Origin of the sequence: Rhodocaloribacter litoris (assembly GCF_011682235.2) — a bacterium.
In the GTDB taxonomy this organism is placed as follows: domain Bacteria; phylum Bacteroidota; class Rhodothermia; order Rhodothermales; family ISCAR-4553; genus Rhodocaloribacter; species Rhodocaloribacter litoris.
This window is the reverse complement of the sequence record NZ_CP076718.1, coordinates 525,522-547,048: the sequence shown is the minus strand read 5'-3', so window position 1 is coordinate 547,048 and position 21,527 is coordinate 525,522. Positions and strand designations below refer to the sequence as shown.

The window sequence follows — 21,527 nt, the reverse complement described above, 5'->3', positions numbered from 1 at the left end:
GTCACCCATTGTAATCTCCGCGCCCGGAAAGAACTGGGACGATACGCAGTTGAAGCAACTCGAGTACGCGGTCATTCGTGTCGTCTCGACTCCAGCAGCGATAGCGGTCGTAGACGGTTTTTGAGGGACCGAGCGCTCGGTCACGTTGTGCCAGGCAGGGCCGGAGCAGAGCACCGAGAAGATGCCGTTCAACAGTGTCCGGTCATCCTGGTGGGGACAGCTTCGGCGGGCTGTCCCTGGTAGTGAAAAACATCTTAAATCAGCGCGAATTGCTGGTTTGTCAACTTGTAGCGTTGAGCTAACGGTGTATTCTCGGTGATGGCTCAAACTACGAATCCCGGTTTTTCAGATAAAGTCTAAGCTCGACTTTGTCCAATTGACGCAAACGGGGAGGCCACCGTAAGCTGATCATCTCTTCGCCCAAAGGGATGACCGGTGCCTACGATGCCTCCCGCGTTTACTGCTTTCATGATAGCCTTCCGGCCGCTGTTCTCCAAGTCCGTCTTTCAGCACGCTCAGGTGCTCGTGGCCGGGGCGATCCTCGCACCGGGTCGCCGTACAGTGGCCAGTGCCCTGCGCGTGATGGGGCTGAGTGCGCTCACCACATTCCAGAACTATCACCGCGTGCTCAATCGGGCCACGTGGTCGGCCCGCCGGGCGGCCCAGATCCTGCTGACCATGCTCATCGAGACCTTCCATGATCGTGCAGACGAGGGGCCGCTGGTCTTTGGCATCGACGAGACCATCGAACGCCGGCGCGGGGTCAAGATCAACGCCAAGGGCATCTACCGCGACCCGGTACGTTCGAGCCGAGGCCACTTCGTCAAGGCCAGCGGGCTGCGCTGGCTCTCGTTGATGTACCTGCCGCGCATCCCCTGGGCTGAGCGGGTCTGGGCGCTGCCGTTTCTGACGGTGCTCTGTCCCAGCGAACGCTATCATACCGAAGCTGGAAAGCAGCATAAGAAGCTGACCGATTGGGCGCGGCAGATGCTGTTGCAACTGAAGCGCTGGCTGCCCGCCCGGCCAATCGTTGTCACCGCGGACAGCAGTTTTTCGGCGATTGAGTTTCTGGCCGCTGTAGGCGAGCACGTCACCGTCGTGACGCGCCTGCGACTCGACGCGGCCCTCTACGAGCCGGCTCCGCCGCGCAAGCCCGGTCAGGTGGGACGGCCCCGGAAGAAGGGCCGACGCTTGCCTTCGCTGCACGAGATCCTCTCGGACGAAAAGACCGCGTGGCGACGCTTCCAGGTGAGCCAGTGGTATGGAAGAGAAGCCTACGAGGTGGACGTGGCTACCGGATGCGCCCTCTGGTACCACAGCGGCCTGCCGGTCGTACCGCTGCGGTGGGTCCTCGTGCGCGATCCGGCCGGACGCCTTGAGCCGAAAGGGTTTCTGTGCACGGATCAACAGGCGTGCGCCGTAGACATACTTACGTGGTTCGTTCGGCGCTGGTCGGTAGAGGTGACCTTCGAGGAAGTGCGTCGCCACCTCGGGTTTGAGACGCAGCGTCAGTGGTCCGATCCGGCGATCCTGCGCACGACGCCCTGTCTGTTGGGGCTCTTCTCGCTGGTTGCCTTGATGGCCGATCGCCTGCATGCCGAGGGGGAGTTGACCGTGGCTCGGAGCGCATGGTACGACAAACCCCATCCGACCTTCAGTGACGCGCTGGCCGGCGTACGGATGGTGCTCTGGCGAGCTATGGATTTTCCGATGTCGCATGAGCGAACCGAAATGTTGAAAATCCCAAGGCCCTTGTTTGAGCGGCTAACCAGCACGTTGGCCTATGCCGCATAAGGACAAAGTCGAGCTAAGGAGTTAGTTGTATGGGTACAAGAAAAAAACGCAATGAATCGGCGATGGCAGAGGTGATAGAACTCCCCCATGGCGTTCCACCGGAGTGGGCGGAACTGATCGCGGAAGCTGAACGTCGGGGCCACCTCGAGTTTCATGGCTCCCGCATCTGCTACAAGTGCGCCAAATCGCACGAAGAGAACTTCTCCGATCCGGAGGAAAAGGTGCGAGCCGGCGTGTTCGCGTGGCTTATCCTTGTCAAGGGATACTCACCAGCGGCCATTAAGCTCGAAGTTAACGTGCCTCGTCGGACTCCATCGGACTACGCCGACATCGTGGTGTACACTGATGACTCGTGTCGCACTCCCTACCTCGTCGTCGAGACCAAGCGAGTAGATGTTTCTAAGTCTGACTTCCGACAAGCAATTGAGCAGGCATTTGGAAACGCGAACTCCCTACGAGACACGAAGCTCGCCTTAGTCGACTGCGGCAGTCGCTCGGCTCTCTACGCCGTCGCTGGTTATCCCCCTGAAGAACGACACCAGAATCTTTTGGGCACACGGGATGACTTGCCAAAGGAATACGACGACATTTCCCGATTTGCTATCATTGCAGGAGATCCCGAGCATGACATCCGCCCGCTATCAGCAGCGGATACAGAGAACCTCGTGCGTCGCGCGCACGCCGTCATCTGGGCAGGCGGAAAGAGAGATCCCCTAACGGCATTTGATGAGTGGTCCAAGTTGCTTTTCGCCAAAATACATGATGAGCGTCATACTCCAAACGGCCAACCACGAAGGTTCCAAGTGGGACGTAATGAGGAGGATAAAATCGTTGGCGAAAGAATCCGTGCGCTGTATGCCGATGCACAGCGAAAGAATCCTTCTATCTTTTCCGAAGATCTGAAACTCCCGGACGACAAAGTAGCCCAAGTCGTTAGGATCATTCAGTGTATCGCTTTCACCCAGATGGATGTAGATTCGCTGGGTGCAGCATTCGAGAGTTTCTTCGGATCCATCTTCCGTGGCGAACTGGGACAATATTTCACCCGACGCGAGATAGTACGTTTCGTGTGTGCCCTTCTTGAACCGTCGGATCGCGACAAGGTCCTCGATCCGACCGCCGGAAGCGGCGGATTTCTCCTCGAGACTCTAATCCAGGTCTGGCACTATATTGAGCAGGCGTATGCTGGACAACCCGACCTTGAGCGACGGAAATACGATTTTGCAAAGGATTGTCTCTTTGGTATCGAGATCCACGAGAAGCTTGGCAGGATCTGTCAGACGAATCTAATGCTTCACAAGGACGGTCATACCAACGTAGAAGTTGACCGAAGTTGTTTAGACCTAAAGTTCCGCAATCCGTATCTGGATCCGGAAAAGCCCATCTTTACGCTGGTTGTCGGCAACCCACCCTTTGGCGACACCGTTCGTAAAGGCGACCGTGACCACCTTGGTGATAATGAGCTAGTGCTGCGTCAAGGATCATCTGCCGGGTAGGATAGTAGCTTCAACAGTCGCTCACTCCTGAAGCCACTTCCTGCCATGGCCAAAAAATACTGCGTCACGCTCAATGACAGTGAACGCCAGCACCTCGATGACCTCATTGAGCGGCGTTCAAAAGGTGTCCCGCCGGTCAAACGAGCCTTCATGCTGCTCAAAGCAGACCAGAGCCAGGGCGCACCGGCCTGGACCGATGAACGCATCGCCGAAAGCTACAACGTCAGTGTCCGAACCGTCGAGCGCTTACGTCGGCGCTTCGTCGAAGAAGGCTTCGAGGTGGCTCTCTACGGCAAAAAACGCGAACCGGTTAAAGAGAAGATCTTCGACGGGCAGGTCGAGGCTCATCTGGTGGCCCTGCGCTGTTCAGAGCCGCCGGAAGGCTTTGCCCGGTGGTCGCTCCGCCTTCTGGCTGACCGTATGATCGAACTCGGTTACGTCGAATCGATCTCGCATGAGAGCGTGCGGCAGTTGCTTAAAAAAACGAACTCAAGCCCTGGCGCGTTAAGTCGTGGGTAATTCCTCAGGCCGATGCCGCCTTCGTCTGCCAGATGGAGCAAGTGCTCGATGTCTACGCCCGGCCCTACGACCCGCTCCGACCGGTTGTGTGCCTCGACGAAGCGCGCAAGCAACTCATCAGCGAGGTGCGACAGCCCTTCACGCGTGCCGACGGGGTGCGGCACGTGGATTACGAGTACAAACGCGAAGGGACCCGCACGCTCTATATGCTCTGCGAGCCCCTGGGCGGCTTCCGGAAGGTGCTCGTCAAGGAGCGTCAGGACCGTTTGACCTGGGCTCGTGTGGTGGCCCACCTCGTCGAAGACCTCTATCCAGACGCCGAGACGATCACGCTGGTTCAGGACAACCTCTCCGCGCACACCGCCTCGGCGCTCTACGAGGTCTTCGACGCCGAGCGCGCCCGGCGCATCGTGCGCAAGTTGGAGATAGTCTCGACGCCGGTGCATGGTTCGTGGTTGAACATGGCCGAGATCGAGCTTTCGGTGCTGGTTCGTCAGGGTCTCTGTCGCCGCATCGGCAATGCATCGCAGTTAGAGGGCGAGATCGCCGCCTGGTACGAGGCGCGCAACGCAAAGCAGCGGGGTGTAGACTGGCAGTTCACGACGGCGGATGCGCGGGTGAAGTTGAAGCGGCTATACCCGTCAATTATAACTTGACACAGCACTAGCGAACTTCGAAACTCCAGCGGGGGATCAGGTTGCCTCCGAGATTGTGATCTTGGAGCGAGCTATCAAGTGGCTTGTTCCAGGAGAAGGTCGACTTGGCATGGTTGTGCCGGATGGACTCCTGAACAATTCCGGTGAGTCCACGCGCTGCCCCGCGCTTCGTCGTTTCTTGTTCCGAAACACGCAGATACTCGCCATCGTCTCTCTTCCTGACTACGCGTTCAGGAAGAGTGGTGCACAAAACAAGACAAGCTTACTGTTTGTAAGACGGTGGTCGGATAAAGAAAAGAACGAGTTCGACAGCGCAATAGAGGCTGCGAGGGCTGATCTGAATCTGCAGGACTTGTCTGATCTTGAGGCTGAAGACCAGGCAATTAGCCGAGCTCTAGAGGAGCGGGACTACTACGTTTTCTTGGCAGAGGCCGAGGCTATTGGTTATACCCCTGCCGGGGCTCCGTCCCAGGAGAACGACTTGTACGAATATAAAGACCAGGAGGTGCTGGCTCCGCTGAAGACCATCCTGGGGCAATACCGCACATTCAAGAAGGATCCTAAGGCATATAAAGGGGTGGATAAACCTCCATGCATCGCGATCTCTGCCAGCCGCCTCTATGCCGCGCATCCCACTCATAGGATTGATCCAAAGTACCATATCTTCAAGCATGCGGAAGAGGTAAAGCCCCCGCATGGATTGGAGGTTTACATGCTCAAGGACGTGCTGCGTAGACGGAAAGAGAAAGTTATTCCTAATGATTTTCCCGATCAGGAATTCAAGACGGTGACGTTGACGCAGGAGGGGGAGCTTACGCCGAGGGAGGCGGGTAAGGGAAAGAACCCGCCGGACTGGCATGGTGCCTACTTCAAGGAGGGGCAGAAGTGGAATCGGATCCGATCTGGTGATATTTTGATATCGAGAATAGATCTGTGGAAAGGATGCATCGGAGTGGTGCCGGATGACTTTGATGGCGCAATCGTTACGGACGAGTTTCCCTCCTACCACGTGCGTATCAAATACCAGCATAAGGTAGACGTGAAGTACCTGAAGTTACTGCTTCGCACGTCATATTTCCAGCGTGCGTTGAGAGCAATCAACACGGGTCACTCGAACCGGCGCCGAACTCAGGAAACCGACTTCTTGGCACTGAAGGTTTTTCTTCCTGAGAAGAGAGTGCAGGAGAAGGTTGTGGCGGCAATCGAAGAGGTCGAGCGGCGCATTCAGGAGCAGCAGGGAGAACTCAAGCGGCGGATCGAAATGCTTGATGAAATCATGTTAAGGCATGTTACGTCGGAAAGTCTTGAGAAATTATTGAGTAACGCGTAAAGTCGACATGCTACGAGCGCAGTTAAAGGACAAAGACCAAGCTGGCCGAGCGCCTCGTCGTCCACTGCCGAATGCGTCATTCGCCGGGCTCGGCAAACCGGCAAAAAACGCGGTAGCTCCCGGCGTCTGCTCTCGGGACGCATCATGCATCCAAAGAGCTGTACACGGACCTCGAGGCACTGCATCAATTGGGCCTGGTACGCGTGGAGACCGACCCCCAAGAGGACAAGACGAGAATCACGGTAACCGATCCCGTGAAGGCGGAAGAAGCGCTTGCCGCCCTGCCCGATGACCTCAAGGAGGATGTAGCGAGCATCATCGAGACCTACGGAGACCTCAATCACAACGCACTGCTGAAAACGGTTTACGAAAAATATCCGGCTTACACCCGCAAGAGCCGCATGAAGCGCAAGGGGAGAAGGTCCAGATGAAAGCACGCTCTCGCAAACTTTGGAGTTAACCCGGTTTGGTGGACTATCTTCCACTTACGAACAACGAAGAGGTCCCCATGCCACGAACACGTCCCGCGTATCCTACCGAGTTCCGCCAGCGACTCGTCGAACTGGCTCAGGCCGGTCGTAGCCCGCGTGAACTCGCTGAAGAATTTGAACCCTCCGAACAAACCATCCGCACCTGGATCAAACAAGCTGAGCGCGACGAGGGTACCCGCACCGACGGGCTCACCTCGAGAGAGCGCGAGGAGCTGCGCCAACTCCGCAAGGAGAACCGTCGTCTCCAGCAGGAGCGCGACATCCTGGCAAAGGCCGCGGCCTGGTTTGCTCAGGAGACGAACGTGATACCGAAGCGATCTTCACGTTCATAGACGCCCACCAGGCCGAATTCCCCATCCGCGTCATGTGTGCAGTCCTGGCGGTCTCCACCAGCGGCTACTACGCCTGGCGCAACCGAGTCCCTTCCCAGCGAGCCCGAGACGACGCGATGCTGACCGAGCAGATCCATGCCATCCACGCGTGGTCCCGCGGCACCTATGGCGCCCCCCGTATCCATGCCGAACTCAAGGATCAAGGCGTGCATGTGGGGTGCAAGCGTGTAGCTCGTTTGATGCGAGCAGCCGGCTTGCACGGCATTAGCCGCCGCAAAGGACCCACCACGACGCGGCGGAGGGAGGGAGCTAGACCCGCGCCGGATCTCGTCGAGCGGGATTTCACCGCGACCGAGCCGAACCAGTTGTGGGTGGCCGACATCACCTACGTGCCGACGGCGGCCGGCTTCCTGTACCTGGCTGTTGTGCTCGACGCGTTCAGTCGCCGTATCGTGGGCTGGTCGATGGCCAATCACTTGAGGACGGAGCTGGTGGTCGCCGCGTTGGAGATGGCGCTTGAGCAGCGGAAGCCGGAGGCGGTCATCCATCACTCCGACCAGGGGTCGCAGTACACCTCGATTGCCTTCGGGGTGCACTGTCGGGAAGCGGGTGTGGAGCCGTCAATGGGCTCGGTCGGTGACTGCTACGATAACGCCATGTGCGAGAGCTTCTTCGCTACGCTTGAATGCGAACTCATCGACCGTGAGGCCTTCGCGACGCGGGCCGAGGCGCGGATGGCGATCTTCGACTACATTGAAGGGTGGTACAACCCGCATCGGCGGCACTCGGCCCTGGAGTATCAGTCGCCGGTGAGCTACGAAAGAAGACACCAATCACAGGTCGCAGCCGAAAGCTGCTGACTGTCCACTAAAGCGGGGTAACTCCACTCAACGGCTCCATGGACATGGAGGAGCGCAAGCGGGTCCAAGACGCATTTGCCAAGGTTGCCCGCATCCTCATCTCGACGGACGCCGGTGGTGAGGGTCTCAACCTTCAGTTCTGTCATGTGGTCATCAACTACGACATTCCCTGGAACCCGATACGTCTGGAAAAACGCATCGGCCGGGTGAACTCTCTCGGCCTGCTTCAGACCCAAGGTTTCTAGGTCTACCTTGCCTCGGACCACAGCAATATGGAGGCGAGAGGCGTAGGGCTGCCTCGTGAGGGCGCGATTGCGGACCTGTGCGGCGAGCGCGTGCGAGTCTGCTCCGATCCCAGGCAAGGTAGGCTTGGGCAGGATCTGTGGCATTGAGCCGTGTGCCTGTAATCGCGATTCCAAGTAATTGCAGTTACAGGATCCAAGGTATGCAACCCCGTAGAAGAAAAGCCCTGTGGATGAGAGCTGGCAGAACCGTTCTACAATAGTTCTACAAACCCGCGATCACGTCCGGCTACGTCAGGACAGAAGCGGCAGTAAGAACGGCCCATACGGGCCAAAAAGAGGGTTTTTGGGCGATTGGAGAGGGGCGTCCAGATCCTGCCCGGGGAGCCGGATAGGACGCCGGTCGTCGCAGGACGGCCGGCGTTTCTCATTGCCGCCCGCCTCAACATTGGCCGCCCAACAGGTAGGCCGCGGAGGGATTTCTGGCATTGAGTCCCTTGCCTGTAACGCTGATTACCTGTAATTGTGGTTACAGGATACGCACCATGCAGCCCCGTTGACGAAAATCCTCTGTGGTCGTGTGATGGCGGTGTCGTTCTACCATCGTTCTACAACGCAGCGATCACGTCCGGCAACGTTGGGTCAGAAGCGGCAGGGAGAACAGCCAATACGAGGCCGGCGGGCCGGGTCGAATCCGCCGGCGTGATAGGTGGCGACCCGAAAACCTGCTCCGGTGGAGGTCAGGGTCCTGCGGGGCCGGGGGAGCGCCCGTCCTGCCCGGCGATGACGGCCAGGAAGCGCTCGCCGAAGTCGGCCAGCTTCTTCTCGCCGACGCCGTGGACGCGCAGGAGGGCTGCCGGGGTGGTGGGGCGCTGCCGGGCCATGTCCCGCAACGTGGTGTCGTTGAAGATGACGTAGGGCGGCAGGCCCCGCTCGCGGGCGATCTCGGTGCGCAGGCGCCGGAGCCGTTCGAAGAGGCGACGGTCGACGCCCTCCCATGAGGCGGTCTCGACGGCCGTGCGTCTGACGGCCTTCTTTTTCGCCGGCAGGAGCCAGACGGTGCGCTGTCCGCGCAGCACCTCCCACGAGGCGTCGTTGAGCTTAAGGATGGGGTAGTCGCCCGGCGTGCGCGTCAGCAGGCCCTGGTCGACGAGCTGGAAGATCATGTGGTTGATCTCGTTCTTCGGGCGATCCTTCAGCAGGCCGAAGGTGCTGAGGCGGTCGTGCCCGAGCTTGCGGATGCGCTCGGTGTCGCTGCCCCGGAGGATGTCGGCCAGGTGACCGGCGCCGAAGCGCTCGCCGGTGCGCACGACGCAGGAAAGGATCATCTGGGCCTCCGTCGTTCCGTCGACGAACTGCTCCACCTCGTCCAGGCAGACGTCGCAGGCACCGCAGTTTTCCCGTTCGTAGGGTTGCCCGAAATACTCACTGAGGCTTTTGTGGCGGCACTGGCCGGGGGCGGCGAACCGGCGCATGTGGGCCAGCAGCCGGAGGGCGTGTCTGGCCGCGTGACGCGTCCGGTGGGCCCGGGTGTGCTCCCCGGTGTTCGCGCCCCGCTTCTCGATGAGCGACTGCCAGCGCAGGGTGTCGGCGGGGGAATAGAAGAGGATGCACTCGGCGGCCAGGCCGTCGCGCCCGGCGCGGCCGGTCTCCTGCTGGTAGTGTTCCACCGACTGCGGCATGCCGGCGTGGATGACGCAGCGCACATCGCTCCGGTCGATGCCCATGCCGAAGGCCACTGTCGCCACGATGACGTCGATCTCCTCGTTGGTGAAGGCTTCCTGGGCGGCGCGCCGGTCGCCGGCCGGCATGCCGGCGTGGTAGGCGGCGGCCCGGAAGCCCGCTTCCCGCAGCGAGGCCGCCAGGCGCTCGGTTTCGTCGCGGGTGATGCAGTAGACGATGACGGCCTCGCCCCGGTGCCGGTCCAGCACGTCGAGGAGCTGCTCGCGCAGGTTCAGCCGGGGGAAGACGCGGTAGATGAGGTTGGGCCGGTCGAAGCGCCCGACGAGCACGTCGGGGTCGCGCAGGCGAAGCTGGGTGATGATGTCCTGCCGGACGCGCTCGGTGGCGGTGGCCGTGTAGGCGTGCAGGGTGGCTTCCGGAAAGCGCTCCTTGATCTGCGCCAGCCGCCGGTATTCGGGGCGGAAGTCGTGCCCCCAGTGGCTGATGCAGTGAGCCTCGTCGACGGCGAAGGTGCGGATGTGGTGCCGCTCGGCCAGCTCGAAGAACCAGGGGGTCAGCACCCGCTCGGGGGACAGGAAGAGCAGGCGGCAGGCGCCGCGCGCGATGAGGTCCAGGGCCTCACGCTTCTGGGCGGCGCTCAGGGCGCTGTGCAGGGTCGCCGCCGGATAGCCGTTGGCCCGCAGCCCGTCCACCTGGTCCTTCATCAGGGAGATGAGCGGGGAGATGACCACGTCCATCCGGCCGGCCAGCAGCGGCGGTACCTGGTAGCAGAGCGACTTGCCGCCCCCGGTGGGCATCACCACCAGGGCATCACGGCCTTCGAGCCCGGCCCGGATGGCCTCCTCCTGCAACGGTCGTAGCCGGTCGTAGCCCCAGTACCGGCGTACGACCGACAGCACCTCCGGCAGGCTGAAGACGGCATCGGCACGGGCGGACGAAGCAGGGGACATGGGCGATGGTGCAGGATGAGGAGGCCGGCAAAGGGGCGGGACGACCGCGGCACGCAACGATCCGGCCTTCAAAGCGGCGGGTACGCGCCGCGACCCGGTCCGGTCTTTTCGCTCATTAGAACGGAGAGCGGCGCCAGGGGTTCGACGTTTTCGAAGAAGATCTTGATGGCGCCCGTGAGCGGAACGGCCAGGACCATGCCCCAGATCCCCCAGAGCCAGCCCCAGAAGATCAGGGACATCAGCACCAGGAGCGGGCTCAGGTTCAGGCTGAAAGCCATGATCTTGGGCTCGATGACGTTGCCCATGATCATCTGAACCCCCCCGAGCAGGAGCAGCACGAGCAGCGGCACCGTGAACGTTTCGAACTGCAACAGGGACCATACGAAAGGGAACAGGACGGCGATCATCGACCCGATGTTGGGGATGTAGTTGAGCAGGAAGGCAATGAAGCCCCAGATCAGCGGGAAGTCGACGCCGAGGATGAGCAGCACGAGCCAGGTGAGGGCCCCGGTGCCCAGGCTGATGAGGGTCTTGGTGATGAGGTACTGCCGCACCTGCCGGTCCACGTTCACGATCACCTGGGCGATGCGGCTGGCATAGGCATCCGGGAAGGCGGTGCGGACCTTGACGCTCAGGCCGCCGCTACCGGCCAGGATGAACAGCATGAACAGCAGTACCAGCACGGCGTTGCTCACGAAGCTGATGAACGTGCCGACGCCGCTGGTCACCATCGGGGTCAGCGAGGCCAGGTCGATCACCTGGCGCCAGGCCACCTCTTCCGGGGCAATGCCCATGCGCAGCAACAGCCCCTCGGTCATCGCGATCAGCCCCGAAATCATGGCGTTGAGCCGGGCCTGGTAGTACGGCAACTGCTCGACGAACGGATCGATGGTCGCATACAGCGCCAGGCCCACGAGAAAAAGCACGGTGGAGAAGGTCAGCAGCACCACCATCAGGGACACCGCCATCGGAACCCGGCGCCGCTGAAGCTGCACCACGATGGGCTTGAAAATCATCGAGAGCAGCAGGGCGATCACGAAGGGAAGCAGGACGGCCCTGAGCTCGAGCAGGATGACGCCGATGATGAAGACGACGATCACCCCGAGCATGATGAGGATCAGGTTGTTGAATCGCATCGGCGCCGGAGCCACGGAAAAGGGGAGGAAGCCTCACAGGTACACGCGGCGAAGATACGAAATCGCCCCGGTGATTGGAGGGAACGCGTGAACGGGGTGCACGGGCGTGGAGAATCCGGAAACTCCCTGAAGGATCCTCTCTAAAAGGGGAAGATCACCACGCCGTCTCACCTTCGATTGCTTCTACTTTTGCCATGAGGTCCATCTGCAGGCTCGGTTTGTGCTGTGTCGTCGTGCTGTTCGCCTTCAAGGGCCATGACGATCCGTTTCCCCGGGACGTCTTTCGCTCGCCGCTGGGCATTCCGCTGCTGCTCTCGGGCAACTTCGCCGAGATGCGGTCGAACCATTTTCATTCCGGTCTGGACATCAAGACGAACGGGCAGGAGGGATACCGGGTCTACGCGGCCGCCGACGGATGGGTCTCCCGCATCGTCGTCTCGCCGGTGGGCTACGGGCATGCCCTCTACGTCAACCACCCGAGCGGGCACACGACGGTCTACGCCCACCTGAGCCGCTTCAACGACACCCTGGCCGCCTATGTGAAACGGCTCCAGTATGAAAAACGCAGCTTCCGGCTGGACGTACACCCGCCGGCCGGGCGGTTCCGGGTCAGACAGGGGGAGGTGATCGCCTACTCCGGCAACTCGGGCGGATCTTCGGGACCGCACCTGCACTTCGAGATCCGCGATGCCGCCACGCAGGAGCCGCTGAACCCGCTGCTCTTCGGCCTGCCCGTGGAGGACACCGTGCCGCCCCGCATCTACCGCATCAAGGTGTACGCGCTCGCCCCGGACGGCTATGCCCGGATCGAGCCGGCCGACGGCTCGGCCCCGGTGGAGGTGACACCGGAACGACCCGCACACGTCGAGGTGGTGGGCGGCGGGGATGCCTACCGGCTGCAAAACGTGCGGCACATCCGGGCGCATGGCCGCATCGCCTTCGGCATCCAGACACACGACTATCACAACGGCTCGAACAACCGGCTGGGCGCCTACCGCATCCGCCTGGAGGCCGACGGAAAGACGCTCTTCCTCTCGGAAATGCAGCGCTTCAGCTTCGACGAAACCCGCTACGTGAACGCCCACGTCGACTACGCCGAGCGTGTGCGGAACCGCCGGTGGATCCAGCGGAGCTACCGCCTCCCCGGCAACCGCCTCTCGATCTACCGCACCGGCAGCACGGGACACCTCGACACCGCACCCGGGCAGACGCACCGGCTGGCCTACACCGTCGAGGACGCGGCGGGCAATACGGCCCGCCTCCACTTCGAAGTGGAAGGGATGGCCGCCCGGCCGGTCGCCGCGGACACCCCGGCCACGCCGGACGTGCTCCTGCGACACGACCGGACCGCCACCCTGAACCGGGACGGCCTGCGGGCAACCTTCCCCGCCGGCACTGTCTACGAGGAGGTGCCGCTCACCTACCGCGTGCGGCCGCCGCTGCGCGGGGCCTTCTCCGAACGCCATGACGTCCACGACGAACTGACCCCCGTGCACAACCGGTACACGCTCTCCCTCCGGGCCGATCACCTGCCCGCGCGCCTGCGCCCGAAAGCCCTGATCGCCCGCCTGGGGGAGAACGGCAGGTGGGTCTCCGAAGGCGGTTCGTATCAGGACGGCTACGTGACGACCCGGCCACGCACGTTCGGCACCTTCTTCGTCGCGGTCGACACGCTTGCCCCCGAGGTGACCCCGCTCAACCTCTACGACGGCAAAGACATGCGTGCCGAGCGCAGCATCCGCTTCCGCATCCGGGACGACCTGGCCGGCATCGGCAGCTATGCCGGCTACGTGGACGATGCCTGGGTCCTCTTTGCCTACGACGCCAAGAACGACCTCATCGAGTACGTTTTCGACGAGCACGTACCCCCCGGGGCGCACACCCTGTCCGTGGTCGTGACGGACAACACCGGCAACACGGCCCGGTACACGGCCCGCTTCACACGGTGATAAAAAACGAGCCGGCGCAACCCCCACCTTGTTGCGCCGGCCCGCCATTCCAGATGGGCTTTGGTTTGGATGTGTACCCCTAAAACACCCGGGTGCCGGTCGATCTAACCGGGCGCTTCGTGAAGATACGGTGAACATGCAGGTGGTGCATGGCGGCGGACCCGCAACGGCCGGTCTGACCTTGCACCACGTGCTCCACGACCAGACGACCCCGATATGCCCCGTCGCCCAACGGACGAAGCCGCCGAGGCCCCGGAGGACCGGCCGGACGCATGGCGCGAGCGCGCGGCAGAGGTGCTCCGGCGATACTGGGGGCACTCCGCGTTTCGCCCGGGCCAGTGGGAGGCCATGGCCGCGGTGCTGGCCGGGCGGGACGTGCTGGCCGTGCTGCCGACCGGTGCGGGCAAGTCGGCCTGCTACCAGGTGCCGGCCCTGCTGTCGAAGGGGCTCACGCTCGTCGTGTCTCCGCTCATCGCGCTGATGCAGGATCAGGTGGCGGGGCTGAATGCACGGGGCATCCCGGCGACGTTCATCAACAGCACCCTCTCCGCCCGCGAGATCGACCAGCGGTGGACGGACGCCGAATACGGGCGCTACCGGCTGCTCTACGTCGCACCCGAACGCCTGCAGACCGACCTCTTCGAGGCCCGCGCCGGGCGGTTCAACGTGTCGTTGCTGGCGGTGGACGAGGCGCACTGCATCAGTGAATGGGGCCCCCACTTCCGCCCGGCCTACCTGCAGATCGCGCGGGCCCACGCGCTGCTCGGCGCCCCCCCCGTTATCGCCGTGACGGCGACGGCTACCCCGCAGGTGCGCCGCGATATCGTCGCGCACCTGGGCCTGCGCGATCCGGCCGTCATCGTTCGGGGGTTCGACCGCCCCAACATCGTCTGGAGCATCTTCCGCACGGAGAACAAGCGGGACAAGGTGCTGGAGGTGGTACGCAGCGTGCCGGGCAGCGGCATCGTGTATGCGGCCACCCGGCACGGGGTCGAGCGGTGGGCGGCCTGGCTGCGGGAGCAGGGCGAGCCGGCGGCGGCCTACCACGCGGGCCTCGACGCCGGCTCGCGCGCGACCGTGCAGGAGGCCTGGCTCCGGGACGAGACGCGCCTCATCGTCGCCACGAACGCCTTCGGGATGGGCATCGACAAGCCGGACGTGCGCTTCGTGCTGCATGTGGACGTGCCCGCCTCCCTGGAGAGCTACTATCAGGAGGCGGGCCGGGCCGGGCGCGACGGCCGCCGGGCCTATGCGGTGCTGCTGTTCCACCCGCCCGATGAGGCCACCCAGCGCGCCCTCATCGCCGAGGCCCACCCGGCGGCCCGGGAGGTGCGGGCCGTCTACGACGCCGCCTGCAACCTGGCCCGCATCCCCGTGGCCTCCCGCCCCGAGACGCCGGTGACGCTCGACCTCGAAGCCATCGCCCGGCTGACCGGCTTCGGAACCGGCAAGGTACGCGCCGCCATTGAACTCCTGGCACGGCAGGAAACCTGGCATCCGGTGCCCGTTCGCCCCCATCACGGCCTGATCCGCTTCCTCCAGCCGGCCAACGCCGTGCGAGACCTGGCCCGGCGGCTGGAAAACCGCGCCCTGGCCGGCTTCGTCGAGGCCCTGCTGCGTACCGTCCACGCCGATGCGTTCACGGCCTGGTGGGAGATCGACGTGCGGCTGCTGCAGGCCCGCACCCGGCTGCCGCGCGCGCGGCTCTTTCGCGGGCTCGCCTTCCTGGAAGAACGCGGGCTGCTGGCCTGGCAGCCTCCGGGCAGGGCCCTGCAGGTGCTCTTCGCCGAGCCCCGCTCGGCACGCCTGCCGGTGGACGACGTGCAGGTGCGCCGGGCCCGTCGCCGCGCCGAGGCACGCCTGGCCGATATGCTGCGATACGCCCGCTCGGTCACCTGCCGGCGGCACTTCCTCCTGGCTTACTTCGGCGAGACCGCCCCGCCCCGCTGCGGCACGTGCGACGTCTGCCTGGGGCGGCACCGGCCCGTGGTCATCACCCCCGAAGACGAACCGGTCATGCGGCAGATCCTCCACCGGGTGGCGCACGACGTGCCCCGCCGGCGCTGGTTCGCGGAGCCGCCCGTGCCCGGGCACCACCTCGACGGCCTGGTCGACTGGCTCGTGCAGGAAGGATACCTCCAGGCGATCGATCCGCTGGAGGAGCGCTTCGCGCTCACCGAGAAAGCCCGGGACCTCCTCGATCAATGGGAACCGCGCGATGACGGAACACCGCCCCGCTGAGGCCGGGATCGCCCCCGGCGTTGCACCTCCCGGCGCTTTCCGCGATATTGTCCGGGGAACGTGTTCGGAGGGACAACGATGGCATCGCGCATTCGACGTGTGGACTATTTCTACACGACGGTCCGGGATGAGCCGGGCGAGGCCTACCGGCTCCTCTCCACCCTGGCCGACCTGGGGATCAACATGATGGCCTTCTCGGCGGTGCCCGTCGGGCCGATGCACACGCAGCTGACGATCTTCCCCGACGACACGGGACGGCTCCAGCGCATCGCCCGGGAAGCACAGCTGCGGTTGGACGGGCCGCATCCGGCCCTGCTCGTACAGGGAGACGACCGGCTCGGGGCCCTGGCCGAGGTTCATGCAAAACTTTATGAGGCGGGGGTCAACGTGTACGCCTCCAGCGGCGTGGCGGACGGGCGCGGCAGCTTCGGGTACGTCATCTACGTCCGGCCGGAAGAATACGAGCGGGCCGCCGAAGCCCTCGGCGTCTGATACGTGACGGCTCCGGGTCCTGTCCCGGCGCTTTGGACCTCCGCTGTCGTGACGGGTGCGCGACGCTCAGAAGCCCTGCCGTTCCTCGTTGAGCCGGTTGAGCACGCGGGTGTAGAGTTCCACGTAGGCGTCCGGGTGTTCGACGTAGTACCGGATGGCGGCCTCGAATTCCTCCGGGGTGAGGCCGTGCCGGGCCAGCACCGAGTCGCGCGTGCCGGGGGGGAGGTCGCGGTAGAGGTCGGCACGGGCGGCGGCCAGGTGCAGGTCGATGAACACCTCCACCAGGGTACTGTCGGCGACCGGCGGGGCATCCGGGGAGAGCGACGAGCAGGCGGTGCAGAGGCTCATCGCCAGGACCAGCCCGCACGCGGGCACGCGCCGGAGGAGGCGACGCATCGGGGGAGGCCGAACGGAGGACAGCGGGGGCATCAGTCGGTCACCCGGGCCGTGACGGCCGTCTCGCCGGCAGCCCCGGCTTCCTCACGCGTGCGAAACGTGTGGGCGATCACCTCGATCTGGCGGAGGAACTCGCGTTTGTCGAAGTTGGGGGCGAAGACCATCCCGTCGATCATGTACAGGCGCCCCTGCGTCTGGTCGTAGAACGTGTAGGTCAGGAACGGCCCGCCCATCCCGAACTCGATCGTTTTGCCGGACTCGTCCCGGCCGATCATGTGCCAGAGCCCCCGCGTCTCATAGCCGAAGCGGTCGAGGAAGTTGATGTTTTCCGTCTCCAGGGGGCGGCGGTAGTCGATGGCCACGTAGCCGCCCAGATTGCCCTGGATGTACTGCCGGGTGAGGCTGTCCCGTGTGGCATAGATCCATTCCGGCGAGAGGACGGCCGGGTTGCCCCGGTCTTCGTAATAGATGAAGACGCTCCGCCACGAGTCTTCGGAGACCACCCGCCGGAGCCAGATGAAGTTGGTCGTGTCGATGGCGATGAAGTAGTCGTGCTGGACGTTGACGGCGAAGCCGTGCCGTTCCATGATCCGGGCTTCGAGGTCGGTTTGCCGGCCCTTTTCGAACATGCTGCGCGTCATCCGCTCGCGCGTGATGGTGTTGAACGTGTAGCGCAGGTCGTCGCCCCGCTCGCGGATGGTCTGGACCAGATCCTCGGGGGTGGCGGCCACGAGATAGACGACCATCTGGTGGCGTCGCCACAGGTCGCGGCGGGGAATGACGGCACGCTGCCCGGCGGTGACGGCCGCTTCGGCCTCCTCGGCGAGGCGGCTCCGGAGGAACCGGGCTACCCCGGTGGTGTCACTCAGCGGGGCCACGAAGACGACGTTCTTCTTTTTCCGAACCGTCTCGAAGACCTGCTGGGAGAGCAGGGGTGTCGCTTCGAGCCGGAAGAGGCGCTCCGGCACCGGGAGCGTTCCGATCCAGCGGCCAAGCTCTTCACGCAGGGCCTCGCCGACGGCCCCTTTCCAGTGCGTCGAGTCGATCACGACGGTGATGACGCCTTCGGGACCGGTCGCTTCGGGCCGGGTGATCAGCCGGTCGCAGCCGGCCAGGAGTACCAGGGCCAGCAGGAGGGGCGGGAGTGCGCGGATGAATCCGGGTTTCGAGGGCATGGGAGACAGGGTTGGTTCAGGGTTCTGGCACCTCCAATCATATGTGCCGGGCGGCAGGAAGGTTGCCGGGGGCGTTCGGTTGCCGGCGCCGCCGGCTTCTTTGACACCTTCGCCGGGTCCGAGTTGCCCGCAGGGCGGTGTTCTTCCGGCACCGGCGGGGGGATCGCCCGCGGCCCGGTTTCCGGAGGCGGTCAGCCCGGTACCGGGGTGCCGTGTTTGAGGGAGCGGACGAACGCCCGGACGGCGTCGAGCCGCTCGGTTTCCGTGCGGGCGGGGTCGTCCCACAGGCGTTCGGCCAGGGTGATCAGGGCCGAGCCGACGATGAAGCCGTCGGTGTGGCGCGTCAGGCGGACGGCGTCCTCGTGCGTTCGGATGCCGAAGCCGACGAGCAGCGGGTTGAGCGTGACGTGCCGGCGGGCACGTTCGAGGTAGGCGGCTACGGCGTCATGGGCGCCGAGGCCGGTGCCGGTCAGGCCCGTGATGGAGACCGCATAGACGAAGCCGGTCGTGATCCGGTCGATGGCTTCGATGCGTTCGTCCGGGGTGTTCGGGGCGATGAGGTGGATCAGGTCGAGGCCGGCGTCGGCGGCTTCGGTGGCGACGAGACCGCGCTCCTCCGGGGGCAGGTCGGGCAGGATGAGGCCGTCCACGCCCGCCCCGGCGGCGCGGCGGCAGAAGGCCCGCACGCCGTAGCGGTAGACCGGGTTCGCGTAGCCCATCAGGAGCAGCGGCGTCTCGCTCGCGGCGCGGAAGGCCGCCGCCGTCCGGAGCGTCGCTTCCATCGTGATGCCATGGCGGAGCGCCCGCTCGCTCGACCGCTGGATGGGCAGGCCTTCGGCCAGCGGGTCGCTGAAGGGCATGCCGAGTTCGATGAAGTCGGCTCCGGCCTCGTCGAGGGCCTGCAGGATCGGCAGCGTGGCGTCCGGTTCGGGAAAGCCGCTCGTCAGGAAGAGCCCCAGCGCCTTTTCCTTTCGCTCACGGAGGCGGGCAAACGTGTCGTGCAGGCGGGACATGCGGGTCGGGTCAGGGGTTGCAGGTTTCGCTCAGGCGGGCGGCGATGGTGCCCATGTCCTTGTCCCCGCGGCCGGAGCAGCCCAGCACCACGACGGCGTCGCGGGGCAGCTCGCGGGCGAGGGCGGGCAGGAGGGCGACGGCGTGGGCCGTCTCGAGTGCCGGGATAATGCCCTCGGTGCGGCTCAGCAGCTTCACGCCTTCGAGGGCCTCGGCGTCGGTGGCGGTGCGGTACTGCACGCGGCCCGTGTCCTTCAGGTAGGCGTGTTCGGGGCCAACGCCGGGGTAGTCCAGCCCCGCCGAGATGGAGTGGGCACAGGCGACCTGTCCTTCCTCGTCCTGCAAGAGGTAGCTCATGGCACCGTGCAGGATGCCGGGCCGGCCGCGGGTGAGCGTGGCGGCGTGGCGACCGTCGAGGCCCTCGCCGGCGGCTTCCACCCCGTAGAGCCGGACGCCCGCATCGTCGAGGAACGGGTGGAACAGGCCGATGGCATTCGAGCCGCCACCCACACAGGCCACGAGGGCATCCGGCGTTTCCCGGCCCTCCTGCTCCAGGAGCTGCCGCCGGGTCTCCTCCCCGATGATCCGCTGGAAGTCGCGCACCATCATCGGATACGGATGGGGGCCGACGACCGAGCCGATGATGTAGAACGTGTCCCGGACGTTGGTGACCCAGTCGCGGATGGCCTCGTTCGTGGCGTCCTTGAGCGTCCGCGTGCCGCTCGTGACCGGCCGCACCTCGGCGCCGAGGAGCTGCATCCGCCGCACGTTGAGCTGTTGCCGGTGCGTGTCCTCTTCACCCATGTACACCACGCACTTCAGGCCGAAGCGGGCGCAGACGGTGGCGGTGGCCACGCCGTGCTGCCCGGCGCCCGTCTCGGCGATGATGCGCGTCTTGCCCATCCGCAGGGCCAGGAGGACCTGCCCGATGGTGTTGTTGATCTTGTGCGCGCCGGTGTGGCAGAGGTCCTCGCGTTTCAGGTAGACGCGCAGCCCACCCAGGGCCTCGCCTAGGCGCTCGGCCCGGGTGAGCGGGGTCGGCCGCCCCACGTAGTCGCGCAGCAGCGCCCGGTACTCCGCTTCGAAGCCGGGGTCCTGCCGCGCTTCGGCATAGGCAGCCTTGAGTTCTTCGAGCGCCGGGATCAGGATCTCCGGTACGAACGTCCCGCCGTACGGGCCGAAGTGCCCGGTGGCGTCGGGCGCGAGATAGGGGGATGCCGGAGCGGGTGCGGGGTCGGGCATGAGGCGTTATACGTGAAACGTTGAGCGTTAAAAACGTGAAACGTTGAACGTTAAGACGTTGAACGTGCAAGGGCATCCCAGGCTTCGAAGAAGGCCGCGAGCTTGTCGAAGTCCTTCCGTCCGGGTTCGGCTTCGAGGCTGCTGGAGAGGTCGACGGCAAAGGGGGCCACGCGGGCCACGGCTTCGGCCACGTTCGTGGCGTCGATGCCGCCGGCGAGGAAGACCGGGTAGTCTTTGGTGAGGGGGGCGGCCCGGTCCCAGTCGAACCGCTCGCCGGTGCCGCCCCGGGCGCGGTGGCTGCGGGTGTCCAGGAGGAAGTAGGCCACGTGCGGGGCGTAGCGCTCCATCAGGCGGCGCAGGTCGTCCACGGTCGTGGCCGAGCCGACGTGCAGGGCCTTGATGACGGGTCGTTCGACGGCGGCGCACACCTCGGGCGGCTCCTCGCCGTGGAGCTGCACCAGGGCGAATCCGGTGTCCTCGGCGGTGCGGTTGATCGTGTCGGCATCCGCGTTCACGAAGACGCCCACCGCCTGGGCCCCGTACACCCAGCCGATGATCTCCCGGGCGGTCGCCGGGTCGACGTAGCGGGGGCTGCCTTCGTACTGAATGAAGCCGAGGTAGTCGGCCCCTGCCGCCGCGCAGTAGCGGGCGTCGGCCAGGTTGGTGAGGCCGCAGATCTTGAGACGGGTGGTCATGGGGAAAGTCAGGGGCGGGCTGGTTGGGGCGGGCGGCGGTGCGTCTCGGCCTCCGCCCGCAGGGCGCGGAGCTTGTCACCGGGCGCGGGGGCCCGCATCAGCGTCTCGCCGATGAGGACGGCGTCGACACCGTGGGCGCGCAGGTAGGCCAGCTCCCGGCCGCTGCGCAGCCCGCTCTCGGCCACGCGCACGATGCCTTCCGGCACGTGGGCGAAGACCTCCAGCGCGTGGTCGACGTTCACCGCGAAGGTGCGGAGGTTGCGGTTGTTCACCCCGAGGATGCGCACCTGGTCGAAGTCGATGCGGTCGAGTTCGGCGAGGTCGTGGACTTCGACGAGGCACGAGAGCCCGAGTTCGGTGGCGGCCTGGTGCAGGTCGTGAAGCCGGTCGCGCTCGAGCACGGCGGCGATCAGGAGCACGGCGTCGGCGCCCAGGGCCCGGGCCTCGACGAGCTGGTAGGGGTCGAGGATGAAGTCCTTGCGGAGCAGCGGCAGGTCGATCGTCCGGCGGGCGAGGGCCAGGTGCTCCGGGGATCCCTGGAAGAAGGCCGGCTCGGTCAGCACCGAGACGGCGTCGGCCCCGGCGGCCTTGTACTGCCGGGCCAGGTCGGCCACGTCGAAGTCGGGACGGATCACCCCGCGCGAGGGCGAGGCTTTCTTGATCTCGGCGATGACGGCCAGGTGCTCGCGACGAAGCGCCCGTTCCAGCGACAGGGTGGGGCCGTGGAAGAACGGCGAGGCTTCGAGTTCGGCCGGCGGCACCTCGGCCCGGCGGCGCTGGATCACCTCCCGCGTGGCGGCGACGATCTGGTCGAGGAGGGTGGACACGTCGGATTGC

The 21,527-nt window shown here is 64.8% G+C and carries 17 protein-coding genes and 1 pseudogene; 10 read left to right on the top strand and 8 right to left on the bottom strand.

The genetic code is table 11. The features are described 5' to 3' along the window. Positions 1 to 444: 444 nt before the first annotated feature. The 7 genes and pseudogenes from GQ464_RS02210 to GQ464_RS02180 form a co-directional block, all read left to right on the top strand. Positions 445 to 1,794 (top strand): IS701 family transposase, encoded by a 1,350-nt coding sequence (locus tag GQ464_RS02210; RefSeq protein ID WP_166982011.1) that lies wholly within the window; start codon positions 445 to 447, stop codon positions 1,792 to 1,794. Positions 1,795 to 1,823: 29 nt separating this feature from the next. Continuing rightward, positions 1,824 to 3,290, top strand: coding sequence for a type I restriction-modification system subunit M (locus GQ464_RS02205; protein WP_166981986.1), 1,467 nt, complete (start codon positions 1,824 to 1,826; stop codon positions 3,288 to 3,290). 45 nt (positions 3,291 to 3,335) lie between these two features. Continuing rightward, positions 3,336 to 4,465 (top strand): IS630 family transposase gene (locus GQ464_RS02200; protein ID WP_228350172.1). Its coding sequence is split into 2 segments (ribosomal slippage): positions 3,336 to 3,768 and positions 3,768 to 4,465, totalling 1,131 coding nucleotides; the frame shifts between segments, so codons are not numbered across the junction. A gap of 61 nt (positions 4,466 to 4,526) precedes the next feature. Continuing rightward, a complete protein-coding gene (locus tag GQ464_RS02195; protein ID WP_228350522.1) occupies positions 4,527 to 5,795 on the top strand; it encodes a type I restriction-modification system subunit M/S in 1,269 nt (422 codons plus the stop codon). Positions 5,796 to 5,998: 203 nt separating this feature from the next. Further along, entirely contained in the window at positions 5,999 to 6,226 is a 228-nt protein-coding gene (locus GQ464_RS02190; protein ID WP_166981949.1) for a hypothetical protein, read from the top strand. 77 nt (positions 6,227 to 6,303) lie between these two features. Further along, positions 6,304 to 7,478 (top strand): IS3 family transposase gene (locus tag GQ464_RS02185; RefSeq protein ID WP_166982020.1). Its coding sequence is split into 2 segments (ribosomal slippage): positions 6,304 to 6,553 and positions 6,553 to 7,478, totalling 1,176 coding nucleotides; the frame shifts between segments, so codons are not numbered across the junction. Positions 7,479 to 7,495: 17 nt separating this feature from the next. Then, positions 7,496 to 7,699: pseudogene (locus GQ464_RS02180) on the top strand (C-terminal helicase domain-containing protein); the annotation flags it as partial. Positions 7,700 to 8,460: 761 nt separating this feature from the next. Here the strand turns inward: GQ464_RS02180 and recQ are convergent. Continuing rightward, on the bottom strand, positions 8,461 to 10,353 hold the full coding sequence (gene recQ / locus GQ464_RS02175) for a DNA helicase RecQ (RefSeq protein ID WP_166978807.1): 1,893 nt from the start codon (positions 10,351 to 10,353) through the stop codon (positions 8,461 to 8,463). Between the two features lie 68 nt (positions 10,354 to 10,421). Continuing rightward, positions 10,422 to 11,489 carry an AI-2E family transporter gene (locus tag GQ464_RS02170; protein ID WP_166978809.1) on the bottom strand — a complete coding sequence of 356 codons (1,068 nt, stop codon included), beginning with the start codon at positions 11,487 to 11,489 and terminating at the stop codon, positions 10,422 to 10,424. A gap of 194 nt (positions 11,490 to 11,683) precedes the next feature. Between GQ464_RS02170 and GQ464_RS02165 the strand changes: the two genes are divergently transcribed. The 3 genes from GQ464_RS02165 to GQ464_RS02155 all read left to right on the top strand — a co-directional run bounded on the left by GQ464_RS02165 (position 11,684) and on the right by GQ464_RS02155 (position 16,171). Beyond that, entirely contained in the window at positions 11,684 to 13,438 is a 1,755-nt protein-coding gene (locus GQ464_RS02165; RefSeq protein WP_228350520.1) for a M23 family metallopeptidase, read from the top strand. A gap of 216 nt (positions 13,439 to 13,654) precedes the next feature. Beyond that, the gene (locus tag GQ464_RS02160; protein WP_166978813.1) at positions 13,655 to 15,679 is read left to right on the top strand and encodes a RecQ family ATP-dependent DNA helicase; all 2,025 of its coding nucleotides are present in this window, start codon (positions 13,655 to 13,657) and stop codon (positions 15,677 to 15,679) included. A 78-nt stretch (positions 15,680 to 15,757) separates the two neighbouring features. Next, positions 15,758 to 16,171, top strand: a complete 414-nt coding sequence (locus GQ464_RS02155) for an ACT domain-containing protein (RefSeq protein WP_166978815.1) — start codon at positions 15,758 to 15,760, stop codon at positions 16,169 to 16,171. Between the two features lie 66 nt (positions 16,172 to 16,237). Here the strand turns inward: GQ464_RS02155 and GQ464_RS02150 are convergent, their stop codons facing one another. The 6 genes from GQ464_RS02150 to trpC all read right to left on the bottom strand — a co-directional run bounded on the left by GQ464_RS02150 (position 16,238) and on the right by trpC (position 21,517). Next, complete coding sequence (locus GQ464_RS02150) at positions 16,238 to 16,567, bottom strand: DUF4296 domain-containing protein (protein ID WP_166978817.1); 330 nt, start codon at positions 16,565 to 16,567, stop codon at positions 16,238 to 16,240. A gap of 32 nt (positions 16,568 to 16,599) precedes the next feature. After that, positions 16,600 to 17,742, bottom strand: coding sequence for a DUF4837 family protein (locus tag GQ464_RS02145; RefSeq protein WP_166978819.1), 1,143 nt, complete (start codon positions 17,740 to 17,742; stop codon positions 16,600 to 16,602). 191 nt (positions 17,743 to 17,933) lie between these two features. Next, complete coding sequence (gene trpA / locus GQ464_RS02140) at positions 17,934 to 18,755, bottom strand: tryptophan synthase subunit alpha (RefSeq protein WP_166978820.1); 822 nt, start codon at positions 18,753 to 18,755, stop codon at positions 17,934 to 17,936. Between the two features lie 10 nt (positions 18,756 to 18,765). Beyond that, entirely contained in the window at positions 18,766 to 19,995 is a 1,230-nt protein-coding gene (trpB, locus tag GQ464_RS02135; protein WP_166978822.1) for a tryptophan synthase subunit beta, read from the bottom strand. A gap of 50 nt (positions 19,996 to 20,045) precedes the next feature. Then, positions 20,046 to 20,690 carry a phosphoribosylanthranilate isomerase gene (locus tag GQ464_RS02130; RefSeq protein ID WP_166978824.1) on the bottom strand — a complete coding sequence of 215 codons (645 nt, stop codon included), beginning with the start codon at positions 20,688 to 20,690 and terminating at the stop codon, positions 20,046 to 20,048. 8 nt (positions 20,691 to 20,698) lie between these two features. Further along, positions 20,699 to 21,517, bottom strand: coding sequence for an indole-3-glycerol phosphate synthase TrpC (gene trpC, locus GQ464_RS02125; RefSeq protein WP_166978826.1), 819 nt, complete (start codon positions 21,515 to 21,517; stop codon positions 20,699 to 20,701). Between the last annotated feature and the right edge of the window lie 10 nt (positions 21,518 to 21,527).

What these genes read in the sequence shown, in the direction of transcription:
- GQ464_RS02210 (WP_166982011.1), top strand. Translation starts at nt 445, where the DNA reads ATGCCTCCCGCGTTTACTGCTTTCATGATAGCCTTCCGGCCGCTGTTC.
- GQ464_RS02205 (WP_166981986.1), top strand. Translation starts at nt 1,824, where the DNA reads ATGGGTACAAGAAAAAAACGCAATGAATCGGCGATGGCAGAGGTGATA.
- recQ (WP_166978807.1), bottom strand. Translation starts at nt 10,353, where the DNA reads ATGTCCCCTGCTTCGTCCGCCCGTGCCGATGCCGTCTTCAGCCTGCCG.
- GQ464_RS02170 (WP_166978809.1), bottom strand. Translation starts at nt 11,489, where the DNA reads ATGCGATTCAACAACCTGATCCTCATCATGCTCGGGGTGATCGTCGTC.
- GQ464_RS02165 (WP_228350520.1), top strand. Translation starts at nt 11,684, where the DNA reads ATGAGGTCCATCTGCAGGCTCGGTTTGTGCTGTGTCGTCGTGCTGTTC.
- GQ464_RS02160 (WP_166978813.1), top strand. Translation starts at nt 13,655, where the DNA reads ATGCCCCGTCGCCCAACGGACGAAGCCGCCGAGGCCCCGGAGGACCGG.
- GQ464_RS02155 (WP_166978815.1), top strand. Translation starts at nt 15,758, where the DNA reads ATGGCATCGCGCATTCGACGTGTGGACTATTTCTACACGACGGTCCGG.
- GQ464_RS02150 (WP_166978817.1), bottom strand. Translation starts at nt 16,567, where the DNA reads ATGCGTCGCCTCCTCCGGCGCGTGCCCGCGTGCGGGCTGGTCCTGGCG.
- GQ464_RS02145 (WP_166978819.1), bottom strand. Translation starts at nt 17,742, where the DNA reads ATGCCCTCGAAACCCGGATTCATCCGCGCACTCCCGCCCCTCCTGCTG.
- trpA (WP_166978820.1), bottom strand. Translation starts at nt 18,755, where the DNA reads ATGTCCCGCCTGCACGACACGTTTGCCCGCCTCCGTGAGCGAAAGGAA.
- trpB (WP_166978822.1), bottom strand. Translation starts at nt 19,995, where the DNA reads ATGCCCGACCCCGCACCCGCTCCGGCATCCCCCTATCTCGCGCCCGAC.
- GQ464_RS02130 (WP_166978824.1), bottom strand. Translation starts at nt 20,690, where the DNA reads ATGACCACCCGTCTCAAGATCTGCGGCCTCACCAACCTGGCCGACGCC.